Origin of the sequence: Streptomyces sp. NPDC049879 (assembly GCF_044461265.1) — a bacterium.
GTDB lineage: Bacteria > Actinomycetota > Actinomycetes > Streptomycetales > Streptomycetaceae > Streptomyces.
The window spans coordinates 669,866-693,821 of the sequence record NZ_JBITKT010000003.1; the positions used below are offsets into that span (position 1 = coordinate 669,866).

The 23,956-nt window shown below is 74.4% G+C and carries 21 protein-coding genes; 13 read left to right on the forward strand and 8 right to left on the reverse strand.

Annotation, left to right across the window (positions count from 1 at the left end; translation table 11 throughout):
* The first annotated feature begins 30 nt into the window (after positions 1-30).
* From ACIBPC_RS13925 to mnhG, 8 genes are all read left to right on the forward strand, one after another.
* The gene (locus ACIBPC_RS13925) at positions 31-2,922 is read left to right on the forward strand and encodes an AAA family ATPase (RefSeq protein WP_398844009.1); all 2,892 of its coding nucleotides are present in this window, start codon (positions 31-33) and stop codon (positions 2,920-2,922) included.
* Between the two features lie 44 nt (positions 2,923-2,966).
* Positions 2,967-4,007: a DNA topoisomerase IB gene (locus ACIBPC_RS13930; RefSeq protein ID WP_398844011.1), complete on the forward strand. Its 1,041-nt coding sequence runs from the start codon at positions 2,967-2,969 to the stop codon at positions 4,005-4,007.
* Between the two features lie 178 nt (positions 4,008-4,185).
* Positions 4,186-7,065, forward strand: coding sequence for a Na+/H+ antiporter subunit A (locus tag ACIBPC_RS13935; protein ID WP_398844013.1), 2,880 nt, complete (start codon positions 4,186-4,188; stop codon positions 7,063-7,065).
* Positions 7,062-7,574, forward strand: a complete 513-nt coding sequence (locus ACIBPC_RS13940; RefSeq protein WP_398844015.1) for a Na(+)/H(+) antiporter subunit C — start codon at positions 7,062-7,064, stop codon at positions 7,572-7,574. The genes ACIBPC_RS13935 and ACIBPC_RS13940 overlap by 4 nt, the downstream gene beginning before the upstream one ends.
* Positions 7,571-9,082, forward strand: a complete 1,512-nt coding sequence (locus tag ACIBPC_RS13945; RefSeq protein ID WP_398844018.1) for a Na+/H+ antiporter subunit D — start codon at positions 7,571-7,573, stop codon at positions 9,080-9,082. The genes ACIBPC_RS13940 and ACIBPC_RS13945 overlap by 4 nt, the downstream gene beginning before the upstream one ends.
* Positions 9,079-9,684: a Na+/H+ antiporter subunit E gene (locus tag ACIBPC_RS13950; protein WP_398844021.1), complete on the forward strand. Its 606-nt coding sequence runs from the start codon at positions 9,079-9,081 to the stop codon at positions 9,682-9,684. The genes ACIBPC_RS13945 and ACIBPC_RS13950 overlap by 4 nt, the downstream gene beginning before the upstream one ends.
* Positions 9,681-9,947 carry a monovalent cation/H+ antiporter complex subunit F gene (locus ACIBPC_RS13955; RefSeq protein WP_362962993.1) on the forward strand — a complete coding sequence of 89 codons (267 nt, stop codon included), beginning with the start codon at positions 9,681-9,683 and terminating at the stop codon, positions 9,945-9,947. The genes ACIBPC_RS13950 and ACIBPC_RS13955 overlap by 4 nt, the downstream gene beginning before the upstream one ends.
* The gene (mnhG, locus tag ACIBPC_RS13960; protein ID WP_398844025.1) at positions 9,944-10,330 is read left to right on the forward strand and encodes a monovalent cation/H(+) antiporter subunit G; all 387 of its coding nucleotides are present in this window, start codon (positions 9,944-9,946) and stop codon (positions 10,328-10,330) included. The genes ACIBPC_RS13955 and mnhG overlap by 4 nt, the downstream gene beginning before the upstream one ends.
* Before the next feature lie 6 nt (positions 10,331-10,336).
* Here the strand turns inward: mnhG and ACIBPC_RS13965 are convergent, their stop codons facing one another.
* Positions 10,337-11,188, reverse strand: a complete 852-nt coding sequence (locus tag ACIBPC_RS13965) for a helix-turn-helix transcriptional regulator (protein ID WP_398844028.1) — start codon at positions 11,186-11,188, stop codon at positions 10,337-10,339.
* A 140-nt stretch (positions 11,189-11,328) separates the two neighbouring features.
* Between ACIBPC_RS13965 and ACIBPC_RS13970 the strand changes: the two genes are divergently transcribed.
* Positions 11,329-11,913 carry a short chain dehydrogenase gene (locus tag ACIBPC_RS13970; protein ID WP_398844031.1) on the forward strand — a complete coding sequence of 195 codons (585 nt, stop codon included), beginning with the start codon at positions 11,329-11,331 and terminating at the stop codon, positions 11,911-11,913.
* Between the two features lie 85 nt (positions 11,914-11,998).
* Here the strand turns inward: ACIBPC_RS13970 and ACIBPC_RS13975 are convergent, their stop codons facing one another.
* Complete coding sequence (locus tag ACIBPC_RS13975; protein ID WP_398844034.1) at positions 11,999-12,871, reverse strand: alpha/beta fold hydrolase; 873 nt, start codon at positions 12,869-12,871, stop codon at positions 11,999-12,001.
* 124 nt (positions 12,872-12,995) lie between these two features.
* Between ACIBPC_RS13975 and ACIBPC_RS13980 the strand changes: the two genes are divergently transcribed.
* Entirely contained in the window at positions 12,996-13,415 is a 420-nt protein-coding gene (locus ACIBPC_RS13980; RefSeq protein WP_398844373.1) for a MarR family winged helix-turn-helix transcriptional regulator, read from the forward strand.
* A 459-nt stretch (positions 13,416-13,874) separates the two neighbouring features.
* Here ACIBPC_RS13980 and ACIBPC_RS13985 read toward each other — a convergent pair whose 3' ends face one another.
* Entirely contained in the window at positions 13,875-14,861 is a 987-nt protein-coding gene (locus ACIBPC_RS13985) for a winged helix-turn-helix domain-containing protein (protein ID WP_398844037.1), read from the reverse strand.
* Positions 14,862-14,950: 89 nt separating this feature from the next.
* Here ACIBPC_RS13985 and ACIBPC_RS13990 point away from each other — a divergent pair, with 89 nt between their 5' ends.
* Entirely contained in the window at positions 14,951-16,243 is a 1,293-nt protein-coding gene (locus ACIBPC_RS13990; protein WP_398844039.1) for an MFS transporter, read from the forward strand.
* A 232-nt stretch (positions 16,244-16,475) separates the two neighbouring features.
* Here ACIBPC_RS13990 and ACIBPC_RS13995 read toward each other — a convergent pair whose 3' ends face one another.
* The 5 genes from ACIBPC_RS13995 to ACIBPC_RS14015 form a co-directional block, all read right to left on the reverse strand.
* Entirely contained in the window at positions 16,476-17,243 is a 768-nt protein-coding gene (locus ACIBPC_RS13995) for a DeoR/GlpR family DNA-binding transcription regulator (RefSeq protein WP_362962983.1), read from the reverse strand.
* A 48-nt stretch (positions 17,244-17,291) separates the two neighbouring features.
* Positions 17,292-18,293, reverse strand: coding sequence for a 4-hydroxythreonine-4-phosphate dehydrogenase PdxA (gene pdxA / locus ACIBPC_RS14000; protein WP_398844043.1), 1,002 nt, complete (start codon positions 18,291-18,293; stop codon positions 17,292-17,294).
* Between the two features lie 4 nt (positions 18,294-18,297).
* A complete protein-coding gene (locus ACIBPC_RS14005; RefSeq protein WP_398844046.1) occupies positions 18,298-19,512 on the reverse strand; it encodes a four-carbon acid sugar kinase family protein in 1,215 nt (404 codons plus the stop codon).
* Entirely contained in the window at positions 19,509-20,609 is a 1,101-nt protein-coding gene (locus tag ACIBPC_RS14010; protein WP_362962977.1) for a 2-keto-3-deoxygluconate permease, read from the reverse strand. The genes ACIBPC_RS14005 and ACIBPC_RS14010 overlap by 4 nt, the downstream gene beginning before the upstream one ends.
* Positions 20,610-21,128: 519 nt before the next feature.
* The gene (locus tag ACIBPC_RS14015) at positions 21,129-22,247 is read right to left on the reverse strand and encodes a serine hydrolase domain-containing protein (protein WP_398844049.1); all 1,119 of its coding nucleotides are present in this window, start codon (positions 22,245-22,247) and stop codon (positions 21,129-21,131) included.
* Between the two features lie 201 nt (positions 22,248-22,448).
* Between ACIBPC_RS14015 and ACIBPC_RS14020 the strand changes: the two genes are divergently transcribed.
* Positions 22,449-22,868, forward strand: coding sequence for a hypothetical protein (locus ACIBPC_RS14020; protein WP_398844052.1), 420 nt, complete (start codon positions 22,449-22,451; stop codon positions 22,866-22,868).
* A gap of 143 nt (positions 22,869-23,011) precedes the next feature.
* Positions 23,012-23,920 (forward strand): S1 family peptidase, encoded by a 909-nt coding sequence (locus ACIBPC_RS14025; protein ID WP_398844055.1) that lies wholly within the window; start codon positions 23,012-23,014, stop codon positions 23,918-23,920.
* Positions 23,921-23,956 lie beyond the last annotated feature (36 nt).

Genomic DNA, 23,956 nt, shown 5'->3' on the forward strand with positions numbered 1-23,956 from the left:
TGCCCGTCGTGCCATGCGGTGAACCCGTCCATGGCGATGTTCTGCATGTACTGCGGCGGCGGCCTGGCACAGGCGCGGGAGCCGTCGCGCCTGCGGCTGGTGACGGTCGTCTTCTGCGACATCTCGGGCTCGACGCAGCTGGCCGAGCGCTTCGACCCGCAGGTGTGGCACGGCATCCTGGAGGCCTACTTCGCCGAGGTCGGCGGGGCGCTGACGGCCGCGGGGGGCCGTCTGGAGAAGTTCATCGGCGACGCCGTGGTGGGCGTCTTCGGCGCCGACCTGGCGGGCGAGGACGACGCGGTGCGGGCGGTGGAGGGCGCGTTCGCGGCCCTGGAGCGGCTGGCCGGGCGGAACGCGGACCTGGCGGGGCGGCACGGCGTGCGGCTCTCGGTGCGCTTCGGGATCGCGTCGGGCCGCGCCGTCACGACGGACCGCGAGTCGTCGTTCGCCGTCGGCTCGGTGATGAACCGGGCCGCGCGCCTGCAGGGCGCCGCGCCCGCGGACGGCGTGGTCGTGGACGTGCGCACCTGGCTGCTGGTGCGCGACAGGGTGCGGTGCGAGGCGGTGCCGCCGGTGGCGGCCAAGGGCTTCGACCGGCCGCTGCGCGCCTGGGTGACGACGCGGCGCCGCGCGGCGGACGGGGCGCAGGGCGTGTTCGTCAACCAGACGGCGCTGATGACGCGGCTGCGCAGCGATGTCCTGGCCGCGGGCACGGGGGAAGGCGTGACGGTGCTCGCGCTGCTCGGCGAGATGGGCAGCGGCAAGAGCCGGGTCCTCGACCGCCTCGCGGACGAGCTGGCGCGGCGGCCCGGCGGGCGGACCGTGCGCGTCGGGTGCCGTCCCGACGACCGCGACCACGAGCTGGCGCGGCTCGACCAGCTGCGCCGCGAGCTGGCCGGTCCCGGGGCGCAGCGCCGGGGCGGCGCGGTGCCCTCGGTGCGGGAGCTGGTGTGGCAGGTCGGCAGGAGCCTGGCGGCGGTGAGCGCGGGCGAGGGGCCGGTCGTCGTGCTCGTGGACGACTTCCAGCACGCCTCGCCCGCGTTCCGCGAGCTGCTGCGGCCGGTGCCGGGCGGCGGGCCGCGCGTCTTCGTCCTCGCGGGCCGCGACGCCGGGGACGGCGGGGGCGCCGGGGACGCGACCGGCTGGGGCGCGGACCGCACGTACCGCGTGCCGCCGCTCACGGACGCGGACGCGCAGACGCTGCTCGAAGTGATCGGCGGCGACGTCGCGCTGCACTCGGCGACAGGGGCCGCGCCGCTGGTGCGGCGCGGCGGCGGCAACCCGCTGTTCCTCGAACAGCTGGCGGCCCTCGCGGGCGACGGGATCACGGACGAGATCGCCCCCTCGGCCGAGGCCGTGCTCGGGGCGCGCATCGAGCCGCTGTCCGCGTCCGCCCGGCACGTCCTCGCCTGCCTGGGCGCGGGCGGGCAGGGCGTCGCGCCCGGCGATCTCGACGCGGTGTGCGACCTGCGGGAGGCGGAGCTGCACGCGGCGCTTGAGGAGCTGGACTCGGCCGGCCTCCTCGGGAACCGCATCGCGGCCGAGGTGGCGTACGCGCAGATGGTCCTCGGCGACCGGGCGAAGGTGCACGTCGCCCTGGCGGAGGGGCTGCTGCGGGCGGTGCAGGACGATCCGACCGTGCTCGACCTCGCCGTGCTGCACGCGGTGCGCGGGCTGGGGTTCTGGCGGGAGTTCGACCCGGGGTCGGCGGGGACGCGGGCGGCCGGGGAGCTGACGGCGCGCTCGCTCGTCGCCGCCGCGCGGCAGGCCATCGCCAGGTCGGAGGTCGCGCGCGCCGTGGAGCTGTGCGGGCGGGCGCTGGCGCTGGCGGGCGGGGACGCGGCGCTGACGCTGGAGATCGCGGCGCTGGACACGTACGCGCTGGTGGCGACCGGCAGGCCGGACGCGGCGCTGGCGCGGATCGCGGAGGTGTCCGGCGGAGCGGCCACCGTGTCGGCCGATGTGTCGGCCAATGTGTCGGCGGCGTTCCACCTGCTCGTCACCGAGACGGTGCTGCGCGACCGGGAGAGCCCCCGGCTGCGGGCGCTCGCGGCGTCGGTCGACGACCCCACGGCGCTGGCCAGGCTGGAGACGTGGGACGGGCTGCGGGCGGCCCGCGCGGGCGACTACCCGCGGGCGGAGGAGCTGCTGGAGTCGGCCCACGGGCGGATGCGGCGCTTCGGCATGGGCCTGGGGACGGCGGAGGTGTACGGGAACCTGTCGCTGTTCCTCGTCTACGGGGACACGCCCGTCACCGCGGCGCTCGGACGGTGCCTGGCCCTGCGCGACGAGGTGGCGGACGCGCCGCTGCTGCACGCGGTGGTGAGCTGCTCGGCGGCGATGCTCGTGCAGCTGTCGGGCGACGCGGAGGGCGCGCGGGCGATGGCCGCCGAGGCGTACGGCGTGTTCGACGGGATGGGGCACGAGGCGGGCAGGGCGGGCGCCCTGGAGTTCCGGGGCCATGTGGCGGAGCTGGCGGGCGACCTGCCGGGGGCGGCCGGGCACGCGCGGGCGGCGGCGCGCGCGTACGAGGAGCTGGGCGCGGACCGGACGGCGGCGCACTGCGCGATGCGGGCGTACGTGCTGGACGGCGGCGAGCCGCCGCGGCGGCGCCCTGACGGGCAGGACAGCTGGGAGACGCGGGTGCTCCAGGAGCAGGTCGCGGCGCTGCGCGCGCACGCGGCCGGGGAGGCGGAGACCGCCGGGGCGCGTCTGGACCGGGCGTTCGAGGAGATCGGCCGGATACGGGGCGACGGGGTACGGCTGCTGCCGCTGCTCGGCTGCCTGCGGGTCGCCGGGCGGATCGGGGACGAGGTGCGGTACCGGCGCATGCGCAGGGCGGTGGACGAGGCGTGGCGGCGCAGGGACGCCGGGAGTGGCGGCAGTTTCCCCGGCGGCCTGTGGGGAACCCGGGGGGCGTGAACCGTCCCGCGTCCCGGTCCGGGCCAGGGCCCTCCGCCGGGGCCGTGGCCCGCACACGCCTGCGCCACACGCGGCCGACCGACCCCGGGTACCTGCGCAAGCGCCATGGGCGCGGCTTCCGCTACCTGGACGTGGACGGCCGCCCGCTGCGCGACGAGGCGGCGCTGGAACGGATCGGCGGCCTGGTGATCCCGCCCGCGTGGCGTGACGTGTGGATCTGCGTGCATCCGGAGGGGCATCTCCAGGCAGTGGGGACCGACGCGGCGGGCAGACGGCAGTACCGATACCACGAGGAGTTCAGGGCGCAGCGGGAAACGGCGAAGCACAAGAACGTGCTGGAGGTCGCGGAAGCACTCCCCCGCATACGGTCGGGCGCAGCGGTTCATCTCGCGCAGCGCGGGCTGACGCAGGAACGGGTGCTGGGCATGGCGGCCCGCCTGCTCGACATGGGGTTCTTCCGGGTGGGCAGCGAGCGGTACACGGACCAGCACAACACGTACGGCCTGACGACGCTGCTGCGCGAGCACGTGCGGTGCGGCGACGGGCGGGCGACGTTCGTCTACCCGGGCAAGCACGGGAAGCAGCAGGTGCAGGCCGTGGTGGCGCCGGAGGTGTGCCGGGTGGTGACGGCGCTGCGCCGCAGGCGCGGTGACGGGGACCGGCTGCTGGCGTACTGGGCGGACGGCGCGTGGCACGACGTGACGGGCGAGGACCTCAACGCGTACCTGAAGGACCTCGGCGGGGTGGGCGTCACGGCCAAGGACTTCAGGACCTGGCACGGCACCGTGCTGGCGTCCGTCGGCCTGGCCGTGTCGCGCAACGCCGCCCGTACCGAGGCGGCGCGCAAGCGCGCCGTCGCGCGGACGGTGCGCGAGGTGGCGGACTACCTGGGGAACACCCCGGCGGTCTGCCGCGCGTCGTACATCAACCCCCGGGTGATCGAGCTGTACGAGCGCGGGGTGACCGTGGAGTCCGCGCTGCAGCGTCTCGGCGCGGGCGCGGGCGACGGGAGCCCGGCGACGCAGGGCGCCGTGGAGGACGCGGTGCTGCGGATGCTGCGCACGGGCCGCTCCCCGCGCGGCTGAGCGGGCGGCGCCGCCGGGGCGGCGGACGGGCGACCTGACGGCGAGTCACCGCACCCGTTCTTCCTGATCTGCGCGGGTATCGACACAATGACCCCGTTTGCTGGCGCGGATGCGGGGAAACCAACCGTGGGTCATGCCCGCGGGCGGGGGCCTGTCGATCACACGAGGGAGCAACTGCATGCTGGTGCTGGTGGCCGCCCATCTGGTGTGCGCCGCCGTCCTCCCCCTGCTCCCGGTCCGCACCGGCCGCGCCGTGTGGGTGATCGCCGCCGTACCGCCGCTCGCGACGTTCTGGTGGGCGCTGCTGTGGGCGCGCCGGGTCCTCGACGGGGAGGTCCTGCGCCAGGAGCTGTCGTGGGCGCCGTCGCTGGGCCTCGGACTGGACTTCAGGCTCGACCCGCTGGCGCTGCTGCTCGTCCTGGTGGTGAGCGGCATCGGCGTGCTCGTCATCGCGTACGCGTCCGCCTACGACTCCGAGGACGCGGGCAGGCAGGCCGGGCTGCTGACCGGCTTCGCGGGGCTGATGCTCGGGCTGGTCACGGCGGACAACCTCTTCGTGCTGTACGTCTTCTGGGAGCTGACGACGATCGCGTCGTTCCTGCTCATCGCGGGGCGGCGGCCGTCCACCGAGCGCCGCAGGGCGGCCGAGCAGTCGCTGCTGACGACCGTGGCGGGCGGCCTGGCCATGCTGCTCGGCCTGGTGATGCTCGGTCAGGCGGGCGGCACCTACCGGATCTCGGCGCTGATCGCCGATCCCCCGAGCGGCGGGGTCGTCCCGGCCGCGCTGGTGCTGCTGCTGGTGGGCGCCTTCACGAAGTCGGCGCAGTACCCGTTCCACTCCTGGCTGCCCGCCGCGATGGTCGCGCCGACGCCGGTGAGCGCCTACCTGCACGCCGCCGCGATGGTGAAGGCGGGCGTGTACCTGGTCGCGCGTTTCGCGCCCGGCTTCGCCGACGAGGCGGTCTGGCGGCCCCTGGTGCTGGGCGTGGGGCTCGGCAGCATGGTGTTCGGGGCGTGGCACGCGCTGCGGGAGAACGACCTCAAGCGCATCCTGGCGTTCGCCACGGTCAGCGAACTGGGCATGCTGATCGCGCTGTTCGGGGCGGGCACGCGGACGGCCGTCCTGGGCGGCGCGGTGATGCTGCTGGCGCACGCGCTGTTCAAGTCGTCCCTGTTCATGGTGACGGGCCTGATCGACCACGAGACCGGGACGCGCGACCTGCGGCGGCTGTCGGGCCTGGGACGGCGGATGCCCGTCGTCCTGGTGGTGGCGGTGCTGGCCGCCGCGTCGATGGCGGGGCTGCCGCCGTTCATCGGCTACGTGGGCGAGGACGCCGCGTTCGACGGCTACCTGAACGACCATCTGCCGGGCGGCGCGTGGGCGCTGCTGTGGTTCTTCGTCGCCTCGACCCTGACGGTGACGCTGGCCGCGCGGTTCGTGTGGGGCGCCTTCGCGTGCAAGCCGGGCGTGCCCGACCGCGAGCCGGGGCCGACGCCGTGGGGGCTGCTGTGGCCGGCCGCCGTGCCCGCCGTATTGGGGCTGCTGCTCGGCGTGTGGCCGTCCCTGACGGGGCATCTGACCGAACCGTGGGCCGATGTGTTCCACGGCACGGCCCACGAGTCGTACCACGTCACGCTGTGGCACGGCCTGTCGTTCACGCTGCTGCTCGCGCTGGCCACGTTCGCCCTGGGCGGCGCGCTGCACGCGGTGCGCGGCAGGGTGATCGCCCTGCAGCGGCGACTGCCCCGCCCCCCTGACGGCCAGTTCGTGTACCGCCAGACCGTGCGCGGTACGGTCGGGCTCGCCGTGCGGGTGACGCGTTTCCTCCAGGTCGGTTCCCTGCCCGCGTACCTCACCGTCGTGCTCGCCACGGTGGTGCTGCTGACGGCGGGGGCGCTGTTCGTGGGGGCGTCGCCGATCGGCGATGTGCCGCTGTGGCAGTCGGTGTCCGAGGTGCCGCCCGCGCTGATCGTGCTGGCGTGCGCGGTGGCGGTGGCGATGACGCGCCAGCGGCTGGCGGCCGTGCTGCTCACCGGCGCCGTGGGCTACGGCGTCGCGGTGCTGTTCGTCGTGCGGGGCGCGCCGGACCTGGCGCTCACGCAGTTCCTCGTCGAGACGCTGACGCTGGTCGTCACGGCGCTGGTGCTGCGGCGGCTGCCCCCGCGCTTCACGCCCGAGCCGCAGCGCCTCAACTCCCGCTGGACGCGCGGCGTCGTCGCGGTGGCGACCGGCGCGGTGGTGACGGTGCTGGCGCTGGTGGCGACGCACGCGCGGGCGCCGTCGTCCCGGCGCCCCGACTACACGGGCCGCGTGCACGAGACCGGCGCGGAGAACGCGGTGAACGCCATCATCGTCGAGTTCAGGGCGCTGGACACCATCGGGGAGATCTCCGTGCTGATGATCACCACGGTGGGCGTGCTGAGCCTGGTCCGCGTGTGGGGCGGCGCGGGCGCCGAGCCGAAGGGCTCCCGCGCCGCGGCCGGTCCCGGCGGCCCCCCGCCCGCCGCCCGTGAGCCGTCCGCCGAACGCTCCCCCGCCGCCCGCTGGGACGCCCCGCGCGAGCAGTGGCTGCCGGGCGCCGGGGAACGCCCGGGCACCGAACGGTCGGTGCTCCTTGAGGTGATGACGCGGGCGCTGTTCTCGTCGATCGTCGTGCTGTCGCTCTTCCTGCTGTTCTCGGGGCACTACGGTCCCGGCGGCGGGTTCGCGGGCGGGCTGGTGGCGGGGCAGGCGTTCGTGCTGCGGTACCTCGTCGGCGGGCAGGCGGACCTGGGGCTCGCGACGCCGACCGACCCGAACCGCGTGCTGGGCGGCGGCCTGGTGATCGCGGCCGTCGTCGCGCTGGTGCCCGTCGCGTTCGGGCACGCGCCGCTGACGGCGTCGGTGTGGCACCTGACGGCGCCGGTGCTCGGCGAGGTCCACATGAGCACCAGCGTGTTCTTCGACATCGGCGTGTACCTGCTGGTCGTCGGCGTCATCCTCAAGCTGCTCGGCGCGGCGAGCGTGGTGGCGGGCGACCAGGACCGCGCCCCGGCCGGGGAGGGCGCCGCCCTGTGAGGACCCTCGACGTGACGATGGCGCTGGTGGTCGGCGGACTGTTCGCCACCGGCGTGTACCTGATGCTCCAGCGGTCCCTGATGCGGACGCTGCTCGGCTTCATCCTGCTGGGCCACGGCACGAACCTGCTGCTGCTCGTGTCGGGCGGCGCGCCCGGCGACGCGCCGGTGGTGCCGGAGGGCGAGCCGGGCGACAGCGGCCGGTTCGCGGACCCGCTGCCGCAGGCGATGGCGCTGACGGCGATCGTCATCACCTTCGGCATCACGACGTTCCTGCTGGCGCTCGCGTACCGCTCCTGGCGGCTCGCCGGGCACGACGAGGTGCGCGACGACATCGAGGACCGGCGCATCGGCACGGTCGGCGAGCGCGCCGACGCGGAGCCGGCCGCCCTGCCGTCCGGCGAGGCGGACTGGCCCGACTCGGACTGGTACGAGACGGGCGGCCGCGACACGAGCCGGCGCGAGCGGGGCGGCGGCCCGGACGCGGGCGGGGACGGGGGCGCGCGATGACGACATGGCTGGTCGTCCTGCCCGTGCTCCTGCCGCTGCTCGCGGCCGGTGTCTCCCTCACCCTGGCCCGCCGCGCGGCGGCGCAGCGCCTGTTCACGGTCGTCGTGCTGACGGTGGTGCTGGCGGACGCGGTGGCGCTGCTGCTGCGCGTGGACCGCGACGGCACGGCGGTGGTGGCGGCGGGCGGGTGGGCGCCGCCGCTGGGCATCGCGCTGGTCGCCGACCTGCTGGCCGCACTGTTGCTGACGGTGGCGGTGCTGGTGGCGCTGGCCGTCCTGGTGTTCGCGGTGGGGCAGGGCACGGCGGGCGACTCGTCGGAGACGGCGGTGCCGTTCCACCCGGCCTACCTGCTGCTGGTCGGCGGGATCGGGCTCGCGTTCCTGTCGGGCGACCTGTTCAACCTGTTCGTCGCCTTCGAGGTGATGCTCGCGTCGTCCTACGTGCTGATCACGCTGAACGCGGGCGAGGCCAGGGTGCAGGCGGGGATGACGTACACGATGACGAGCCTCACGTCGTCGCTGCTCTTCCTCACCGCCATCGCGCTGCTGTACGCGGCGACGGGCACGGTGAGCTTCGCCGAGCTGGCGGAGCGCACGGCCGGGCTGCCGGGCGGTGTACGGACGGCGCTGGCGTCGTTCCTGCTGGTGGTCTTCGGCATCAAGGCGGCCGTGGTGCCGCTGCACTTCTGGCTGCCGGACTCGTACCCGACCGCGCCCGCGCCGATCACCGCCGTGTTCGCGGCGCTGCTGACGAAGGTCGGCGTGTACGCGATGGTGCGCACGCAGACGCTGCTGTTCCCGCGCGACGACGTGTGGTGGCTGCTGGTGGGCGCGTCGGTCGTCACGATGCTGATCGGCATCCTCGGCGCGATCGCCCAGGACAACATCAACCGCCTGCTGTCCTTCACGCTGGTCAGCCACATCGGCTTCATGCTGTTCGGCCTCGCCCTGTCGGACGCGGCCGGGCTCAACGGGACGATCCTGTACGTCGTCCACCACATCATCGTGCAGGCGTCGCTGTTCCTGGTGACCGGTCTCGTGGTGGCCCGCACGGGGACGTCCGCGCTGCACCGCATGGAGAGCGGCGAGGACGAGGGCGGCGCGTCGCCCCTGGTGACGGTGCTGTTCATACTGCCCGCGCTGTCGCTGGCGGGACTGCCGCCGTTCTCCGGGTTCATCGCGAAGTTCGCGCTGCTGCGCGCCGCGGCGGCGGACGGCGGCTCCGCGGCGTGGCTGCTCTCCGGCGCGGCGCTGGTGACGAGCCTGCTGACGCTGTACGCGATGATCCGCGTCTGGCGCGCGGTGTCGGCCCCGGCGGCGCGCAGGACCGAGGCGGTGGGCGCGGGCGGCAGGACGCTGACGGTCGGGGCGACCTCGGGCATGGTGCTGGCCGGGCTCGCCGTCGCCGTGTTCGCGGGCCCCCTGTCGCGCGTCACCGAACGGGCGGCGGACGACCTGAACCGGCCCGAGACGTACCGCCACGCCGTGACGGCCGAGGAGCACGGATGACGGCACACCCCGGGGGCCGCTCCCCCGCACGCCGGCTGCTGCGGCGGCTGCCCATGCTCGTGTGGCTGCTCGCGCTGTGGGTCGTCCTGTGGGCGTCGGTCAGTGCGGTCGTGGTGCTGGGCGGCCTGCTGGTGGGCGTGGTGGTGCTGGCGGCGTTCCCCATGCCGGAGGTCGCCTCGCGGGTACGGGCGCGCCCGGCGCGGATGCTGGAGCTGGCCGCGCGCATGCCGGGCAGCCTGGTGGTGTCGGCGGTGCGCGTCGGGTGGGCGGCGGTGCGCCTGGGGCCGCGCGTACCGGCGGCGGTCGTGGAGGTGCGGCTGGCGGCGGACAGCGATCTGCTGATCACCGCGACGGCCGTGCTGACGACGATCTCGCCCGGGAGTCTCGTCCTGGAGATCGACCGGGGGCGGCAGCAGTTGTATGTGCACGTCCTGCCGATGGAGGGCCCGCGCGCGGTCGCGGACGGGCGGCGGATGGTGCGGCAGCACGAACGGGCGGTGGTGCGCGCGCTGGGCCCCTCGTCCCAGGTGCGCGCGGTCGTCCGCGCGGCGCGGGCGGAGCAGGAACGGGCGCGGCGGGAGCGACGGGAGGAGACCGGGTGAACGTGGTGTACGCCGTGGCGCTGACCCTCGTGTCAGTGGCGGCGGGCCTGACGGCCGTGCGGCTGCTGCGGGGGCCGAGCACGCTGGACCGCATCGTGGCGCTCGACGTGCTGGTGACGCTGATCGTGACGGGCATCGCGATCGACGTGGCGGCGCGGGACGACCTGGCGGCCATCCCGCTGCTGCTGGTGCTGGCCCTGCTCGGCTTCATCGGGTCGATCACGGCGGCGCACCTCGTCGAGCAGCGGGAGGACCTGCGGTGAGCGTGGTCCTGAACCTGCTGACGGGCGTGTTCGTGATCACCGGGGCGAGCTTCAGCGTGCTGGCGGCGATCGGCGTGCTGCGGTTCCCCGATCCGATCAGCAGGCTGCACGCGGCGGCGAAGGCGCAGACGCTCGGGGTGCTGCTGGTGATGCTGGGCGTGGCCTTCCAGACACCGGCGAAGGAGGCGGTGGTGCTGGCGCTGGTGGTGGTGTTCCAGCTGATCACCGTGCCGGTGCTCGGGCAGGTGATGGGGCGCACGGCGTACCGGACGGGCGTCGTGCACCGCGAGTCGCTGTCGCCCGACGAGCTGGCGGAGCGGCTCGCGGCCGACGAGGAGGCGGAGGGGGAGGCGGAACGGGACGGCGGGCGCCCGGCGTCCTGACGCCCGTCAGGGCCGCGTGAGGTCGGCGAGCAGCGCCAGCGCGGCGGCCGAGGGGGAGCCGGGCTCGGCCGTGAACACGGCGATCCGCTGCCCCTCGTCCCGCGGCAGCGCCATGAACTCGGCGGCGAGGTCCATCGTCCCGACCAGCGGATGGCGGTACGTCCGGACGTCCGTCCCGCAGTCCCCCACCGTGTGCGCCGCCCACATGCGCGCGAAGTCCTGGCTGCCGACCGTCAGTTCGCCGATGAGCCGGTTCAGCTCCGGGTCGCCGGGGTGGCGGCCCGCGATGATGCGCAGGTCGGCGACCGTCGCCCGCGCCTTGCGCGTCCAGTCCGCGTACAGCTCCCGTGTGTGCGGGTCGAGGAACAGGAGCCGGGCGATGTTGGGCCGGTCGCGGAGCCGTTCGGGGGCGGCCGGGTCGGCGTGCCCGGCGAGCAGGGCGTGGCCCATGGGGTTCCAGGCGAGGACGTCGAGGAAGCGGCCCATCAGCACCACGGGCACGTCGCCGAGCGCGTCGATCATGGTGCGGACGCCCGGCCTGACGCGTTCGGGGCGCGCCGGGCGGCGCTGCTCGGGGGGCTTGGGGCGGGCGAGCGCGAAGAGGTGCCCGCGCTCCACGTCGTCCAGGCGCAGCACGCGGGCCACGGCGTCGAGGACGGCGTCGGACGCGTTGGGGCTCTGGCCCTGTTCGAGCCGCGTGTAGTAGCCGACGCTCACCCCCGCGAGCTGGGCCAGCTCCTCACGGCGCAGGCCAGGGACGCGGCGGCGCCCGCCGTACAGCGTCAGCCCGGTGTCCTCGGGCCGCAGGCGCGCGCGGCGCGACCGCAGGAATTCGCCCAGTTCGGCCTGTGTGCTCATGCGGGCCAGTCTCCCCCACGCGCGGCGCGCCAGCCTGCCCCTGCCAGAGGTACCCCTGGCGGGGGGCTGGGTACGCCGGGCGGGCCGTACGAGGGTGGCAGTGCAAGCACAGCAGCACAGCAGGCACGGAGGAGTACGACATGAGGATCGTCGTCATAGGGGCGAGAGGCACCATCGGCGGCGCAGTGGCGGACGCCCTGGCGCAGCGGCACGAGGTCGTACGGGCGTCGCGCGGCGGCGACGTACGGGTGGACGTGGCGGACGCGGCGTCGGTGGAGGCCTTGTTCGAGGGGATCGGCCCGGTGGACGCGGTGGTGTGCGCGGCGGCGAACGGGGCAATGGCGCCGCTGGAGGGGAGCAAGGACGAGGAGTACTGGCGGGGGCTCGACGCGAAGCTCGTCGGGCAGGTGAACCTGGTGCGGCGCGCCCTGCCGTGGGTGCGGGACGGCGGGTCGGTGACGCTGACGGCGGGCCGTATCCCGGAGGGGATGCGGGACATGACGCTCGGGCACCTGGTGAACGCGGGTCTGGCGGCGTTCGTCCACGGCGCGGCGGCGGAGATGCCGCGCGGCGTCAGGCTGAACGTGGTCAGTCCCGGCTGGGTGAGCGAGACACTGTCCGCGCTGGCCATGGACCCGGCCGGGGGCACCCCGGCGGCGGTGGTCGCCCGCGCGTACGCCGAGGCGGTCGAGGGGACGGCGCACGGCCGGACGCTGGAGCCCTGACCTGGGCCGTGTAGCGGAAGTGCGCGTGGCGCAGCTCGACGCGTATTGGTTCTGCGGGTGCGGTGCCCCGGGGGTGGGCCGAGCGTCAGCCACCGGGCCGTTCCAGGAAGTCGGAGAGATGACGGTTGGCCCCGGGCGGGACGGCGTGCGGTAGCGCGTGATGGGACACCCCCTCCAGCACGGTCGTCGTGACGCGTGGGAGCAGTGCTGCGGCACGAGCTGCCGCCTTGGAGGAGTTGTGGGTCCTGCTGTTTCCGGCGAGGAGCAACAGGACCGGCAGGCTCAGGCCGCGCAGGGCGTCCGGTGCCGGGCGCGGCCCGGTGACGGGCCGGAGAGCGGGGAACCCGGCGGCCGCCTCCTGCAGGGCGAGCCAGTCGGGGTCGAGGGTGCAGCCTCTGGTCTCCCACTCCAGGAAGGCGCGGACCCGGCGGGGTGTGGGCCGCAACAGCGACGGGAGTGCGTGCATCAGGTAGGCCGGACTGAACCCGGTGAAGCACTGGGTCGGGTCCAGAAGAACCAGGCGGCGTACCCGGTCGGGTGCGCGTAGGGCGTGGTGCAGTGCGATCCAGGCTCCGTACGAATGTCCGCCCAGGTTGGTCTCGGTCACTCCGAGGCCGTCGAGGAGCGTGTCCAGCCAGGCCGACAGGTCGGCGACCGTACGGGGGCGGCGGTGCCGGTCGGGGACGCTGCGTCCTGGGGCGCCGATCAGGTCGACGGCGAACACCCGGTGGGTGCGGGACAGTGCCGCGGCCTGGGCGTACCAGGACGCGGAGGTCGCGCCCCCTCCGCCGGGCAGGAGGACGAGCGAGGGTCCGTCGGCCGGACCGCACACGTTCACGTGGGTCGTGCCGAAGGGTGTGGGAACGGTCGCCGTCTCGCGAGCGGCGGGCCATTTGGCCATGACCTTGTCGTAGGCCATGCGGAAGTTGTCGGCGTCGTATGCACCGCGGGCGTTCATGAACGGCAACCCCTCTAGTATCTCGCTCAGCAAGATATCTGCTGAGCGAGACACTACGTGGAGGTGGTCCGTGCCCGGCCTGGAGGGTGAGGAACTCGTCGAACGAGCCGCGCCGGGACCCGAGATGGAGATCGTCCACCTGCTCCGCGCGGTGGCCGTCGGCCTGGGCGGACACAGTGCGCGGTTCGCCCAGCGCAACGGCATGCACCCCACGGACGTGCGGGCGCTGATCGCCCTGATGGACGCCGCCCGCGCCGGCGAGCGGACCACAGCGGGGCAGCTCGGCTCGCTGCTCGGTCTCAACTCGGCGGGAAGCACAGCGCTGGTCGACCGGCTGGAGCGGGCCGGGCATGTGCGGCGGGTGCGCGATGCGCAGGACCGCCGCAAGGTCACCATCGAAGTGGAGGAACGGGCGGTCGTCCTGGGCCGGACCCACTTCGGACCGCTCATCGAGCGGGCGTTGGGCCTGTTGCGGGGGTACGACGAGCGGGAGCTTGCCGCGGTCAGGAACTTTCTGACCGGGATGCGGGACGCAGCCGATTAGGACATGTCCGGGACGTTCCGGTCACAGCCACTCGTCGACGGCCGCGACGACGACGGTTGCCTCATGACGAACGGCTTTTGGGGAGTATCGGAACGGAATTCAGCGATAGTCGCTGATTACCCCGCTGACTGCGCGGGGCGGGGCAGAGCCGGCGTACTGTCCGTTTCGCCGAGCGTGGCCCGGCAGCCTTTCAGTTCGGGTACGTACTTGTAGATCGTGTTGCGGGTGACGCCGAGGAACTTGGCGATCGAGGTGACGGTGTTCTCTGGGCGGGTGAGCGCTTGAGTTGGCGGGGATGAGCGTGGGAGGTGGCGAGGTTCTGCTCCGTGAGCTTGGGTTGGGCGGGTGGTCTCGCGGGCTGACAAGAGCGCAGATGGTCAGTCCCGAGTGTTGTTGAACCAACGGAAGAACTCTTCGAGGCCCGACGTGGACACAGAGCCTCAGTGCTGATCCGATCCCTCAGCCCGTACCGGCGACGAGTGCCTCGCCGAGCGGGGTGCGGCGGTAGAGCACGGACCGTCCGGACCGGGCGCGGACGAGCAGTCCCGCGCCTCGCAGGATGGCGAGGTGGTCTCCTACCGCGCCGGGTGTCATGGCGAGGCTTCGGGCGAGGTGGCTGGTACTGGCCGGGGCGTCCAGCGCCAACAGCAGCCGGGCTCGGGACCGGCCGATCAGAGCGGTCAGCGCGTCCGGTCGGGGGACGGTCTCCTGCTCGCCCCACAGGGCGGCGGTGCCGCGGGCACGATAGACCAAGGTCCTGGGCCAGGGCCAGGGGTCTGCCAGGTGGGCGGCGATGTTCGCGACGAAGACCGAGGGGATCAGCAGGAGTCCGTCGCCGGCGAGGCGGACTGGTTCGACGTGGGAGAAGTGGCCGATCTCGATACCGCCGGCTTGCCAGGTGATGCTCGGGTGCAGGCTCTCGATGGTCGTGACCCATCCGTGTTCGCCGATCGTACCCACCCGGTGCACGACGTCGCGCTCACAGATCGCGCGCAGTTGCGGCCAGTCCGCGGCGAGCAGCTCGTGCCAGGCCCGGTCCATCGCCTCGGCGATCCTGGAGACGGCGTCCGTCGAGTCCAGCACCGCGCGTACGCGGGGATCACCGGCGGACGGGCCGGTCGCGTGGGTGGCGATTTCGAGGCGGGCCGCTTCCAGCGGTGTGGCCCGGATCATGGCCAGGTCGTCTGCCCAGGTCTGGTTGAGGCCGCGAGGGGGCGGGGCGACGAAGCTCGGCCCGGATCGCGGGTTGTGCAGCGCGAGGGCGGCGTTCAGTCCACTCTCGCGGCGAAGCCGTTCGAAGGCCGGGAGGAGCCGGGTGGCCCAGGCGCGCGGCAGCGGTCTGTCCTGGCCGGCGAGTGAGCGCAGCAGGAGGCAGAGGTCCAGCGCGGGCGACAGCGCGAAGCGGCTGCGCAGCAGGTCCTCGACGGAGACTTCGAAGCGGAGCACCGCGCCATGCTACCGAGGGACGTCTGTTCCGATTCGTCCAGCGACGAATCATTGGTGTCGGGCGCGGGAGCACGGCGAGGTTGGGCGTCATGACCCCAACCGCCGAGCCCGCGCAGGGCGATCACCGTGCCACCTACCGGGAGGTGCTGGCCGAGCCGCGATTCCGGCTGCTCTTCGCCACACGCGCCGTCGCGATCACGGCGGACATCCTGCGGATCACCACGTTCTCCGTGCTGGTCTTCTCGGCCACCGGCTCCGCGTCGCTGAGCGCGGCAGCCTTCGGTATCGGCTTCATCCCGCAGCTGTTCGGCTCGCTGTTGCTGGGGTCACTTGCCGACCAACTGCCGCCCCGCGCGCTCATCACCGGCGGCTACGCCTTGACGTGCGCCGCCGCCCTGCTGCTCGCCCTGGTGCGGATGCCGGTCCCGGCAAGCCTCGGTGTCGTGGCGCTGGTCTCTCTCGCCACACCGGTGTTTCACGGCGCGTCAAGTCGGCTGGTCGCCGAGTCGCTGGAGGGTGACGCCTATGTACTGGGCCGTTCACTGAACAACATCGCCGGTGCCGGCGCGCAATTGCTCGGTCTGGCGCTAGGCGGTGCAACTGTCGCGGCACTCGGCCCACGCCGGGCGCTCGCGGCCAGCGCCGTCCTCTACCTCGGCTGCGCGCTGGCCATCCGCATCCGGCTGCCCCGGCTGCAACCGGGAGAGTCCGGCGGCACACCCGGCAGCGCCGGGAGCGACAGCGGGGCCGTCCGTGCAAGCCTGCGAGGTGCAGGCCTGCTGCTGCGCCGACGCACGGTGCGACGGCTGATGCTGGCCCAGTGGCTACCTGTCGCGTTCGTAGCGGGCTCGCAAGGCCTCCTCGTCGCCTACTCGGGAGAACGCCATTTCGCGCCCGGCTGGTACGCGGTGCTGATGGGCTGTCTTCCGGTCGGCATGCTTGTCGGTGACCTGCTGGTGGGCCGACTGCTACGGCCGCCCACCCGGGAGCGACTGGTAGTGCCGTTGATCGCGCTGACGGGACTACCGCTGGTCGGCTTTGCTGCCCAGCCCGGGGTAGGCGTGTCGTCCTGTCTGCTGCTGCTCAGTGGCCTCGGATACGCCTACCAACTCGGCCTGCAACGCCCGTTCCTCAACGCCCTGCCGCAGGATGGCCGGGGCCAGGCCTTCAGCCTGCTCGGCGCCGGCAGCATCACGCTACAGGGCGTCGGGGCGGTCTGCCTGGGCGCGGTGGCCGCGGCCATCGGAACAGGCGGCGCAATCGCCCTGGCAGGCGGCGTGGTGGCGCTTTCCGCCGGCTGGATTCTCACCTGGCACCCGCCCCGTCCGAAGGCGTCTGCACCCGCGAGATCGTACAGAAAACGGCGCCTCTCAAAATGCTGAGCACGTCAGCTCTTTGACACCGTTTCTTGCGCACGATCCGGCACCGGCCCGACTGGGGTCCTCGGTCAGGAAGGTACCGGGCATCCGCACCGTGCCCCGGACGCGGAGCCGCACGCCGTCGGTCAACCGCCCCGGCGGCCAGACGGGCGGCCGCCGGCTGTTCACCTGTGAGATCTCCTCGCCCCGCGAGACGCGAGTCTCCGCAGTCCAAGATCCGCTGTCGGCACACGGCCTAGACGGCGGCCGTCTCCACGGTGCACAGCGGGTCGTCGTGGAACGGGCGCAGCTGTGCGGCGGTCGCGCCCGCGTCGGTGATCAGGGTCCACGGGCGGTCCAGCGTGGCCCACCAGTGCGAGTCCGCGCGGCCGAGCTTGCCCGCGTCGGCCAGGACGTAGAGGTCGCGCGAGCGGTCGATCATCAGCTGCTTGAGCGCCGTCTGCTCCGGCCGCGCCTCGCAGATGCCCCGGCCCGCGACCACGCCGTCCGCGCCGAGGAACACGGCGTCGGCCGTCAGCCGGGCGACGGCGGCCTCGGCCAGCGGGCCGACCATGCCGAGGCTGAGCGGGCGGACCGTGCCGCCGAGCACGACCAGTTCGACGCCGGGCACGCCGGCCAGCACGTTGATCGAGGTCAGTCCCGGCGTGGCGACCGTGAGGCCGCCCCGCGCGGCGAGCCGGACGGCGAGGGCGCCGACCGTCGTCCCCGCGTCGAGGAGGACGAGGCGGCAGCCCGCCGCGTGCCGGTCGGCGTGCCGGGCGATGGCGGCCTTCTGCGGCCCGGCGAGCCGCTCGCGCTCCTGCAGCGACTGCTCGTCCTCGCCGCCGGGCGACAGGGCGCCGCCGTACGTCCTGACGATCCCGCCCGTCTCGGAGAGGCGGGCCAGGTCGCGGCGGATGGTGGACTCGGAGACGGCGTACCGCTCCGCCAGTTCGGCGACCGCGATGGGCCGCGCCTGGAGGAGGCCGCGGATCTCCTCGCGCCTCGCCGCCCCGTTGAGCATGGTCCGCCGTTCCCTTCCCCGCGCCGCCGTCCCGGCACTGCGAGAACCCTACGCAGCGCCGTCCTTCGGGGCCAGTTCGACGGCCTGGCGCAGCGCCTCGACCATGCTGGCCTCGTCGGCCCTGCCGGTGCCCGCGATGTCGAAGGCGGTGCCGTGGTCCACGCTGGTGCGGATCACGGGCAGGCCGACGGTGATGTTGACGCCCGCGTCGAGGCCGAGGACCTTGACCGGCCCGTGGCCCTGGTCGTGGTACATGGCGACGACGAGGTCGAAGTCGCCGCGCACCGCGCGGAAGAACACGGTGTCGGCGGGCAGCGGGCCCTGCGCGTCGATGCCGTCGGCGCGGACCGCCTCGACGCCCGGCACGACCTTGGCCTCCTCCTCGCCGTGGCCGAACAGCCCGTTCTCGCCCGCGTGCGGGTTGATGCCGCACACGGCGATCCGCGGGTGCTCGACACCGGCGGCGGTCAAGGTGGCGTGGCCGCGCCTGATGGTGCGTTCGACCAGGCCGGGCTCGATGCGCGCGACGGCGTCCACGAGGCCGATGTGCGTCGTCACGTGGATGACGCGCAGGCTGGGCGCCGACAGGAGCATGGACACCTCGTCGGTGCCGGTGAGTTCGGCGAGCAGCTCGGTGTGGCCGGGGTACTTGTGCCCGGCGGCGTGCAGCGCCTCCTTGTTGAGCGGCGCGGTGCAGATGGCGGCGACGCGGCGCTCGGACGCGAGCCGCGTGGCGGCGGCGACGTACTGGTACGCGCCCTCGCCCGCGACCGGGGAGAGGCGGCCGAACGGCAGGTCGGCCGGGATGTTGCGCAGGTCGACGCAGTCGACGGTGCCGGGCTCCCAGGCGGCCTCCTCGGGGCTGTCCACGGCCCGGACGCCGAGCCGTACGCCGGTCAGCTCGACGGCGCGGCGCAGCCGGGCGGCGTCGCCGACCACCAGCGGCCGGAACGGCAGCGCGGCGGCCTCACCGGCAAGGGCCTTCACGACGACCTCGGGGCCGACGCCCGCGGCGTCTCCCATGGTGATGGCGACTACGGGGTGGGACATGGGGTCAGCTCTCCTGGGTTGCGGTGGGACGGACGACGGGACGGGGGGCGTCGGGCAGGGCGCGGACGACGCGCAGCAGTGTGCCCGCGTCGCCGAACGCGCCCGCCTTCGTGACGACGGGCAGGCCGTCGGGGGTGCGCAGCAGCACCACGCCCGGTTCGGCCTCGCCGTGGACGGTGAGGGCGCGTACGCCCGCGGCCAGCAGGACGGCGCGCGCCGTCTCGCCGCCGGTGACGACGAGCGTGCCCGCGGCGGGCAGTGCCGGGCGTACGGCCGCCGCGAGGCCCGCGGCGACGTCGGCGGCGCGCTCGGGGCGGAGGGGCTCGTCGGGGTCGGGGAAGACGATGGCGGGCCGTCCGGCGCGCAGGGCCTCGGTGATGCGGGCGGTGGTCGCGGCGGCCGGTGCGTCGAGCCGTACGGGTACGGGCGTGGCGGGCAGGCCGGTGACGAGCGCGTCGCGCTGGGCGTGGGCGAGGTCGCTGCGGCTGCCGACGCAGACGAGGGCCGGGCGGTGGGCACCGGCCGCCGTGACGTCGGTGGCGGTGTCGGCGGGGGTGGCGCGGGGCGCGGCGGCGGTGAGGTGCTGCGCGAGGCCGCCGGAGCCGACGAGCAGCACGGGCAGCCCGGCGCAGGCGCGTACGAGGCGGGCGAGGTCGTCGTCGGTCTCCGCGTCCACGACGAGGGCGTCGGCGTCGGCGGCCGCGAGCGTACGAGCCGGGTCGCCGGTGCGTAGTTCGCGCAGGCCGAGGGCGGCGACGGTCAGGCCCGCCGCCGTGAGCTGGGCGGCGAGCGGCGTGCGGCCGGGGTGCCGCGTCTCGACGGGCTCGCCGTCCACGAGGACGCGGCCGTCGCGGACGGTGCGCCCGGTGGCGGGGAACGCGGGGGTGACGACCGCGATGTGCCGCCGCCCGGTGCGGCGGGCCAGCGCGGCGAGGCAGGCGGCCGTCTCGGGGCCGATGTTGCCGCGCAGGGTGGAGTCGATCTTCTTGTAGACGAGGGTGCCGGGGGCGGCGCGGTCCAGGACGGCCGCGGCGCGGCGCGCGGCGGCCTCGCCCGGCAGGTAGCGGCTGTCGGTGTCCACGGCGACGGCGGTGGCGTCCGGCCAGGGGGCCCCGGGGTCCAGGACGACGCCGGTGCGGGCGCGGGCGGCGAAGGCGACGGCGCTGTCCGCGGCGCCCGAGAGGTCGTCCGCGACGATCAGGACGGCCGGGGCGGTCATGGCCGCCGCCCCCGGGCGGCGTGGTGCGTGTCGGTCTCCGGCTCCACGGCGGTCTCCGGCTCCACGGCGGGCTGCGCGTTCTGCGCAACGGGCGGCGGCGCCTCGGCCTCGGCGGCGGCGGGATCGGGCGCGACGGCGTCCGGGTCGCGGCGCTGGAGGCGCTTGTAGTAGGCGAGGGTGATCACCGGGACGAGCAGCGACGTCACGACGACCGACGCGGCGACCAGGACGGTGGCCTCGGCGGCGGCCTCCTCGTACGCCGGGTTGGCGGCGGCGACGAGGGCGGGGACGGCCGCCGCGTTGCCCGCCGTGCTGGCCGCGGCGAGACCGGCGAGCCCGTTGCCGCCCACCAGCCGGTCGGCGGCGAAGAGCGTGCTGCCGCTGACGACCAGGACGAACAGGCCCAGCCCGATGCCCAGCAGCCCGGCGGTCCACACCGTGCCCAGGTCGATGCCGGTGCCGAGCGCGAAGCCGAAGAAGGGGATGCACACCGGCACGGCGGGGGCGAGGAACTTCCGCATCTGCGGGTCGAGGTTGCCGAGGATCATGCCGACGAGCAGCGGCATGATCGCGCCGAGCATCGTCTGCCAGGGGAACGCCGACAGACCGGCCACGCCCAGCGTCACCATGGTCAGGAACGGGCCGGACTCCAGGCTCATCAGGGAGTACGCGGCGGCGTCCTTCGAGCGGCCGAACTGCCCCATCAGCGCCATGTACAGGCCGCCGTTGGTGTCGTTCAGCGCGGCGACCACGGCCAGCGTCGAGATGCCCGCGAAGGCCCCGCCGTCCACCGGCGTCTCGCCGATGAAGTGCCCGAGGACCACGCCGACGATGATCGCGACGACGGCCTTGGTCGCGAGCAGCGCGCCGCCCTTGCGCAGGATGTAGGGCGTCGTGCGCACGTCGATCGTGGCGCCCATGCACACGTAGAAGACGGCGAGGATCGTCAGCGACCCGGAGAAGAGTGCTCCGGTGAACGAGCCGAAGTACTCCCCCGTGCCGGAGTGCGCGGTGTTGATCACGGCGCCGAGCAGCAGCGGGACGAGCATCATCCCGCCGGGGACGCGCTCGATTCCTGCCTTGATCGGTAGAGACATGTGCGGGCCTGCCTTCCATCCACCTCTTCGTGGGCCGGCCACCCTCCGGGCGGCCGGCACGTCGGCGACCCTACGACCGCTTGCGCGTTTTGCGCAACCTGCTCACTTCGCGCATCCGGAAAAGCGCGGGGGACGCCCCCACCATGGACCCGAGGGCGAAAGCAGGGCAAATATCGCGTACATGATCATGCCGACCACACCGGACAGCCGCGGGGGCGGAACGCGCCGCCCCACGCCCACACGCTGCCGACGCTCCGGGGCCGTGATCGGCCCGGCAGACCCGTATCGGGCCCCTTGCCACGCGGCTCCGACCAGTCGGGGAAGGAGCCGAGGCCGGGACGCCGCCACCCGCCCCATCCCCCGGCCGCCGACGCCCTGGGCCGTCATCGGGCGCGCGGCAGCCCGTAAGCAGTCAACTGACCTGTAAATGCGCGCGCTTGAGAGGAGCCGTACGCCCGAAGGGCGCTTGGCAGGAGGAGCCCCGCCCGCTCCGGAGCGCGTCGGGCGGGCCGGTGGCCGTCAGGCTCCCGGCAGGGGGAGGCCGAGGGCTTCCCTGATGGCTGCGGCCAGCGCGTACGTCGTGGAGGCCGGGGTCCAGTCGTCCGTCAGGCGGTTCTTCGCGACGGCGAGGGAGAAGCGGTGCGCGGGGTCCGCGAAGCCGATGCTCTCGCCCACCCCGTCGTGCCCGAAGACGCGCGCGTGCCCCATCGGCGTGCCGGGCCTGCCGAGGACGTAGCCGAGGCCGCGCCGCATCGGTTTGCCGAGAGTGGCGTCGATGCCGTGCACGGCGGTGGCCGTCGCGGTGGTGATCCGGTCCGGTGACAGCAGGCGTACGCCGTCGAGTTCGCCGCCGCGCGCGAGCGCCGCGTACAGCCTGGCGAGGCCGCGCGCCGTGCCCACGGCGGACGACGGGACGCAGGCGCCGAGCCGCAGCGGATGGTTGGCCTGCGCGGCGGACGACAGCGTGCGCAGCGGGGTGTCCGCCGGGGCGTGCCGCGCGGGAACGGCGCCGGTGTCGGCGGCCTCCGCGTGGTGCGCCACGCGCGGCAGCGCCTCACCGGGTATGCCGAAGTCGAGGGAGCCGTCGATGCCGAGGGGCCCGGTGATCTCCTCGCGGACGAAGCGGTCCGGCCGCCTGCCGTCGGCGCGGCGTATCGTCTCGCCGAGCAGCCAGCCGAAGACCACCGGGTGGTACCCCGAGCGCGTGCCCGGCTCCCCCACGGGCGTCATGTCGGCCACCACGGCGCAGGCGCGGTCCCAGTCCGCCATGTCGCCCAGCGTGAAGTCGTCGGGCAGGTGCGGTATCCCGGCCCGGTGGGTCAGGGCGTGCCGGACGGTGATCCGGTCCTTGCCGTGGACGCCGAACTCCGGCCAGTACGCGGCGACGGGCGCGTCGTAGTCCAGCACGCCCCGGTCGGCCAGCAGGTGGACCGCCGTGGCGGTCAGCCCCTTGCCGCAGGAGTACAGCTGGAACAGCGTGTCGCCGTCCACCGCGCGGCCCGTCGCCGGGTCGGCGGTCCCGGCCCAGGCGTCGACGACGAGCGCGCCGTCCAGCCAGGCCGCGACCTGGAGGCCGGTCTCCCGGCCCGACGCGACGTACGCGTGCAGCAGTTCCTCGGCCCTCGCCTGCGCGTCCATGCTGCGCCTCCCGCTTTCGTCCCCGCGCGATCGTCCGCCCCGCGCGGACCGCATGTCAACGGCCTTTCGCCGCCGGGCACCTCCGCGTTTTCGGCCAGTTGTGGCGCCGTTGTGTACCGATCGCGTTTGCTTCGCCCGGTTTCGCTCACCCGGTTCAGCGGGGCCGGCAGGGCGCCGGCCGCGCGGTGGACGGAGGACACCATGGCGATCCGCTGGGACAAGGAACGGGTCAGGGCGCAGGCGGCGGAGGAGATCGCGCGCAGCGATCCGGGCGAACGGGCGCTCGTGACGTTCCACGCGTTCGGCGCCTGGCGCCCGTGGAAGGTGCTCGACGCGGTCAACCACCTGCTGTCCAAGGACTGCTTCGTGACGCTGACGGAGCGGACGGTCGTCGTGCACGACACCGGCGGCTTCCGCTGGCCGGGGCCGCGCAAGCGGCGGTGGACGCTGCCGAGGGACGGCGGCTTCCTGGTCGAGGACTCGGGCCGTGGGTCGCTCGCCAGCCATGTGCGGCTGCGGCTGCCCGACGGCGCCGGGACGCTGCACTGCGACGTCGCGCACTTCTGGCAGCCCGAACTGGACCGCTTCGTGGACGAGTTGACCGGCGTGCCCGTGGGCTGATCCCGCTCCGGGCCGGGTGGCCGAAACGCCCCTTGGCAGCGCGCAGGGCGATGGGACAATCCGAACGCGCCACGTACCGACGCGTACCGCCCCGCACCGCCTGTCAGGAGCACGCCCCGCAGCCGGCCGCCCGGGAGGACCGGATGAGCATCCAGCGCACGCCCTTCGTCAAACGCATCGCCGCCACGGTGGCGACCCTGATCGCCGCGGCCCTCTTCGCACCGGCACCCGCCGGAGCGACGGCCGCGCCCCGCACGTACGGCGCCGCCGAGCTGGCGGACGCCCGCGCCGCCGTCGAGGCGGCCGACATCACCGGCACCGCCTGGTACACCGACACCGCGTCGGGGACCGTCCGCGTCCTCGCCGACACGACCGTCTCCGACCGCGACCTCGCCCGCCTGCGCGAGCGCGCGGACGACCTGGCGGGCGCGCTGGCGGTCGAACGGACCGGCGGCGTCTTCCGCCCGCACCTGCGCGGCGGCGAGCAGATCTTCAGCGGCGGCGGGAGCTGCGTCGCCGGGTTCAACGTGCGGGGCGGCGGCGTGGACTACGTCGCGACCGCCGGGCACTGCACGTCGCTCGGCGGCACCTGGTACACCAACCCGGCGCTGAGCGTCCCCATCGGCCCCGTCACCGGGTCGAGCTTCCCCGGCAACGACTACGGGATCATCCGCTACGCGAACTCCGCCGTCCCCCGGCCGGGGACCGTGATCTGCAACGGCCAGGAGATCGACATCACCGGCCCCGTCTCCCCGGCCGTCGGCCAGCGGGTGTGGCACTCGGGCCCGTCCGGCTGCCGCCCGGGCAACGTCACCGCCGTCAACGTCACCGTCAACTACGCGAACGGCATCGTCTCCGGCCTCACCGCCACCAACATCTGCTCCCAGCCGGGCGAAAGCGGCAGCCCCCTGTTCACGATCGACCCGTCCGGCACGACCGGCCGCGCGGTCGGCATCCTCTCCGGCGGCCAGGGCAACTGCACGAGCGGCGGCATGTCGTTCTACCAGCCGATCGCCGAGATCCTCGCCGTCTACGGCCTCACCCTCCTCTGACCCCACCCGACGCCGGGCCCCGCCGACGCGCGGGCA

Coding starts and splice junctions, on each gene's coding strand:
- ACIBPC_RS13975 (WP_398844034.1), bottom strand. CDS start 12,871: ATGAACGCCCGCGGTGCATACGACGCCGACAACTTCCGCATGGCCTAC.
- ACIBPC_RS13965 (WP_398844028.1), bottom strand. CDS start 11,188: ATGAGCACACAGGCCGAACTGGGCGAATTCCTGCGGTCGCGCCGCGCG.
- ACIBPC_RS13935 (WP_398844013.1), top strand. CDS start 4,186: ATGCTGGTGCTGGTGGCCGCCCATCTGGTGTGCGCCGCCGTCCTCCCC.
- ACIBPC_RS13980 (WP_398844373.1), top strand. CDS start 12,996: ATGGAGATCGTCCACCTGCTCCGCGCGGTGGCCGTCGGCCTGGGCGGA.
- ACIBPC_RS13995 (WP_362962983.1), bottom strand. CDS start 17,243: ATGCTCAACGGGGCGGCGAGGCGCGAGGAGATCCGCGGCCTCCTCCAG.
- ACIBPC_RS14025 (WP_398844055.1), top strand. CDS start 23,012: ATGAGCATCCAGCGCACGCCCTTCGTCAAACGCATCGCCGCCACGGTG.
- ACIBPC_RS13950 (WP_398844021.1), top strand. CDS start 9,079: ATGACGGCACACCCCGGGGGCCGCTCCCCCGCACGCCGGCTGCTGCGG.
- ACIBPC_RS14015 (WP_398844049.1), bottom strand. CDS start 22,247: ATGGACGCGCAGGCGAGGGCCGAGGAACTGCTGCACGCGTACGTCGCG.
- ACIBPC_RS13925 (WP_398844009.1), top strand. CDS start 31: ATGGCGATGTTCTGCATGTACTGCGGCGGCGGCCTGGCACAGGCGCGG.
- ACIBPC_RS13945 (WP_398844018.1), top strand. CDS start 7,571: ATGACGACATGGCTGGTCGTCCTGCCCGTGCTCCTGCCGCTGCTCGCG.
- ACIBPC_RS13990 (WP_398844039.1), top strand. CDS start 14,951: ATGACCCCAACCGCCGAGCCCGCGCAGGGCGATCACCGTGCCACCTAC.
- pdxA (WP_398844043.1), bottom strand. CDS start 18,293: ATGTCCCACCCCGTAGTCGCCATCACCATGGGAGACGCCGCGGGCGTC.
- ACIBPC_RS14005 (WP_398844046.1), bottom strand. CDS start 19,512: ATGACCGCCCCGGCCGTCCTGATCGTCGCGGACGACCTCTCGGGCGCC.
- ACIBPC_RS14010 (WP_362962977.1), bottom strand. CDS start 20,609: ATGTCTCTACCGATCAAGGCAGGAATCGAGCGCGTCCCCGGCGGGATG.
- ACIBPC_RS13970 (WP_398844031.1), top strand. CDS start 11,329: ATGAGGATCGTCGTCATAGGGGCGAGAGGCACCATCGGCGGCGCAGTG.
- ACIBPC_RS14020 (WP_398844052.1), top strand. CDS start 22,449: ATGGCGATCCGCTGGGACAAGGAACGGGTCAGGGCGCAGGCGGCGGAG.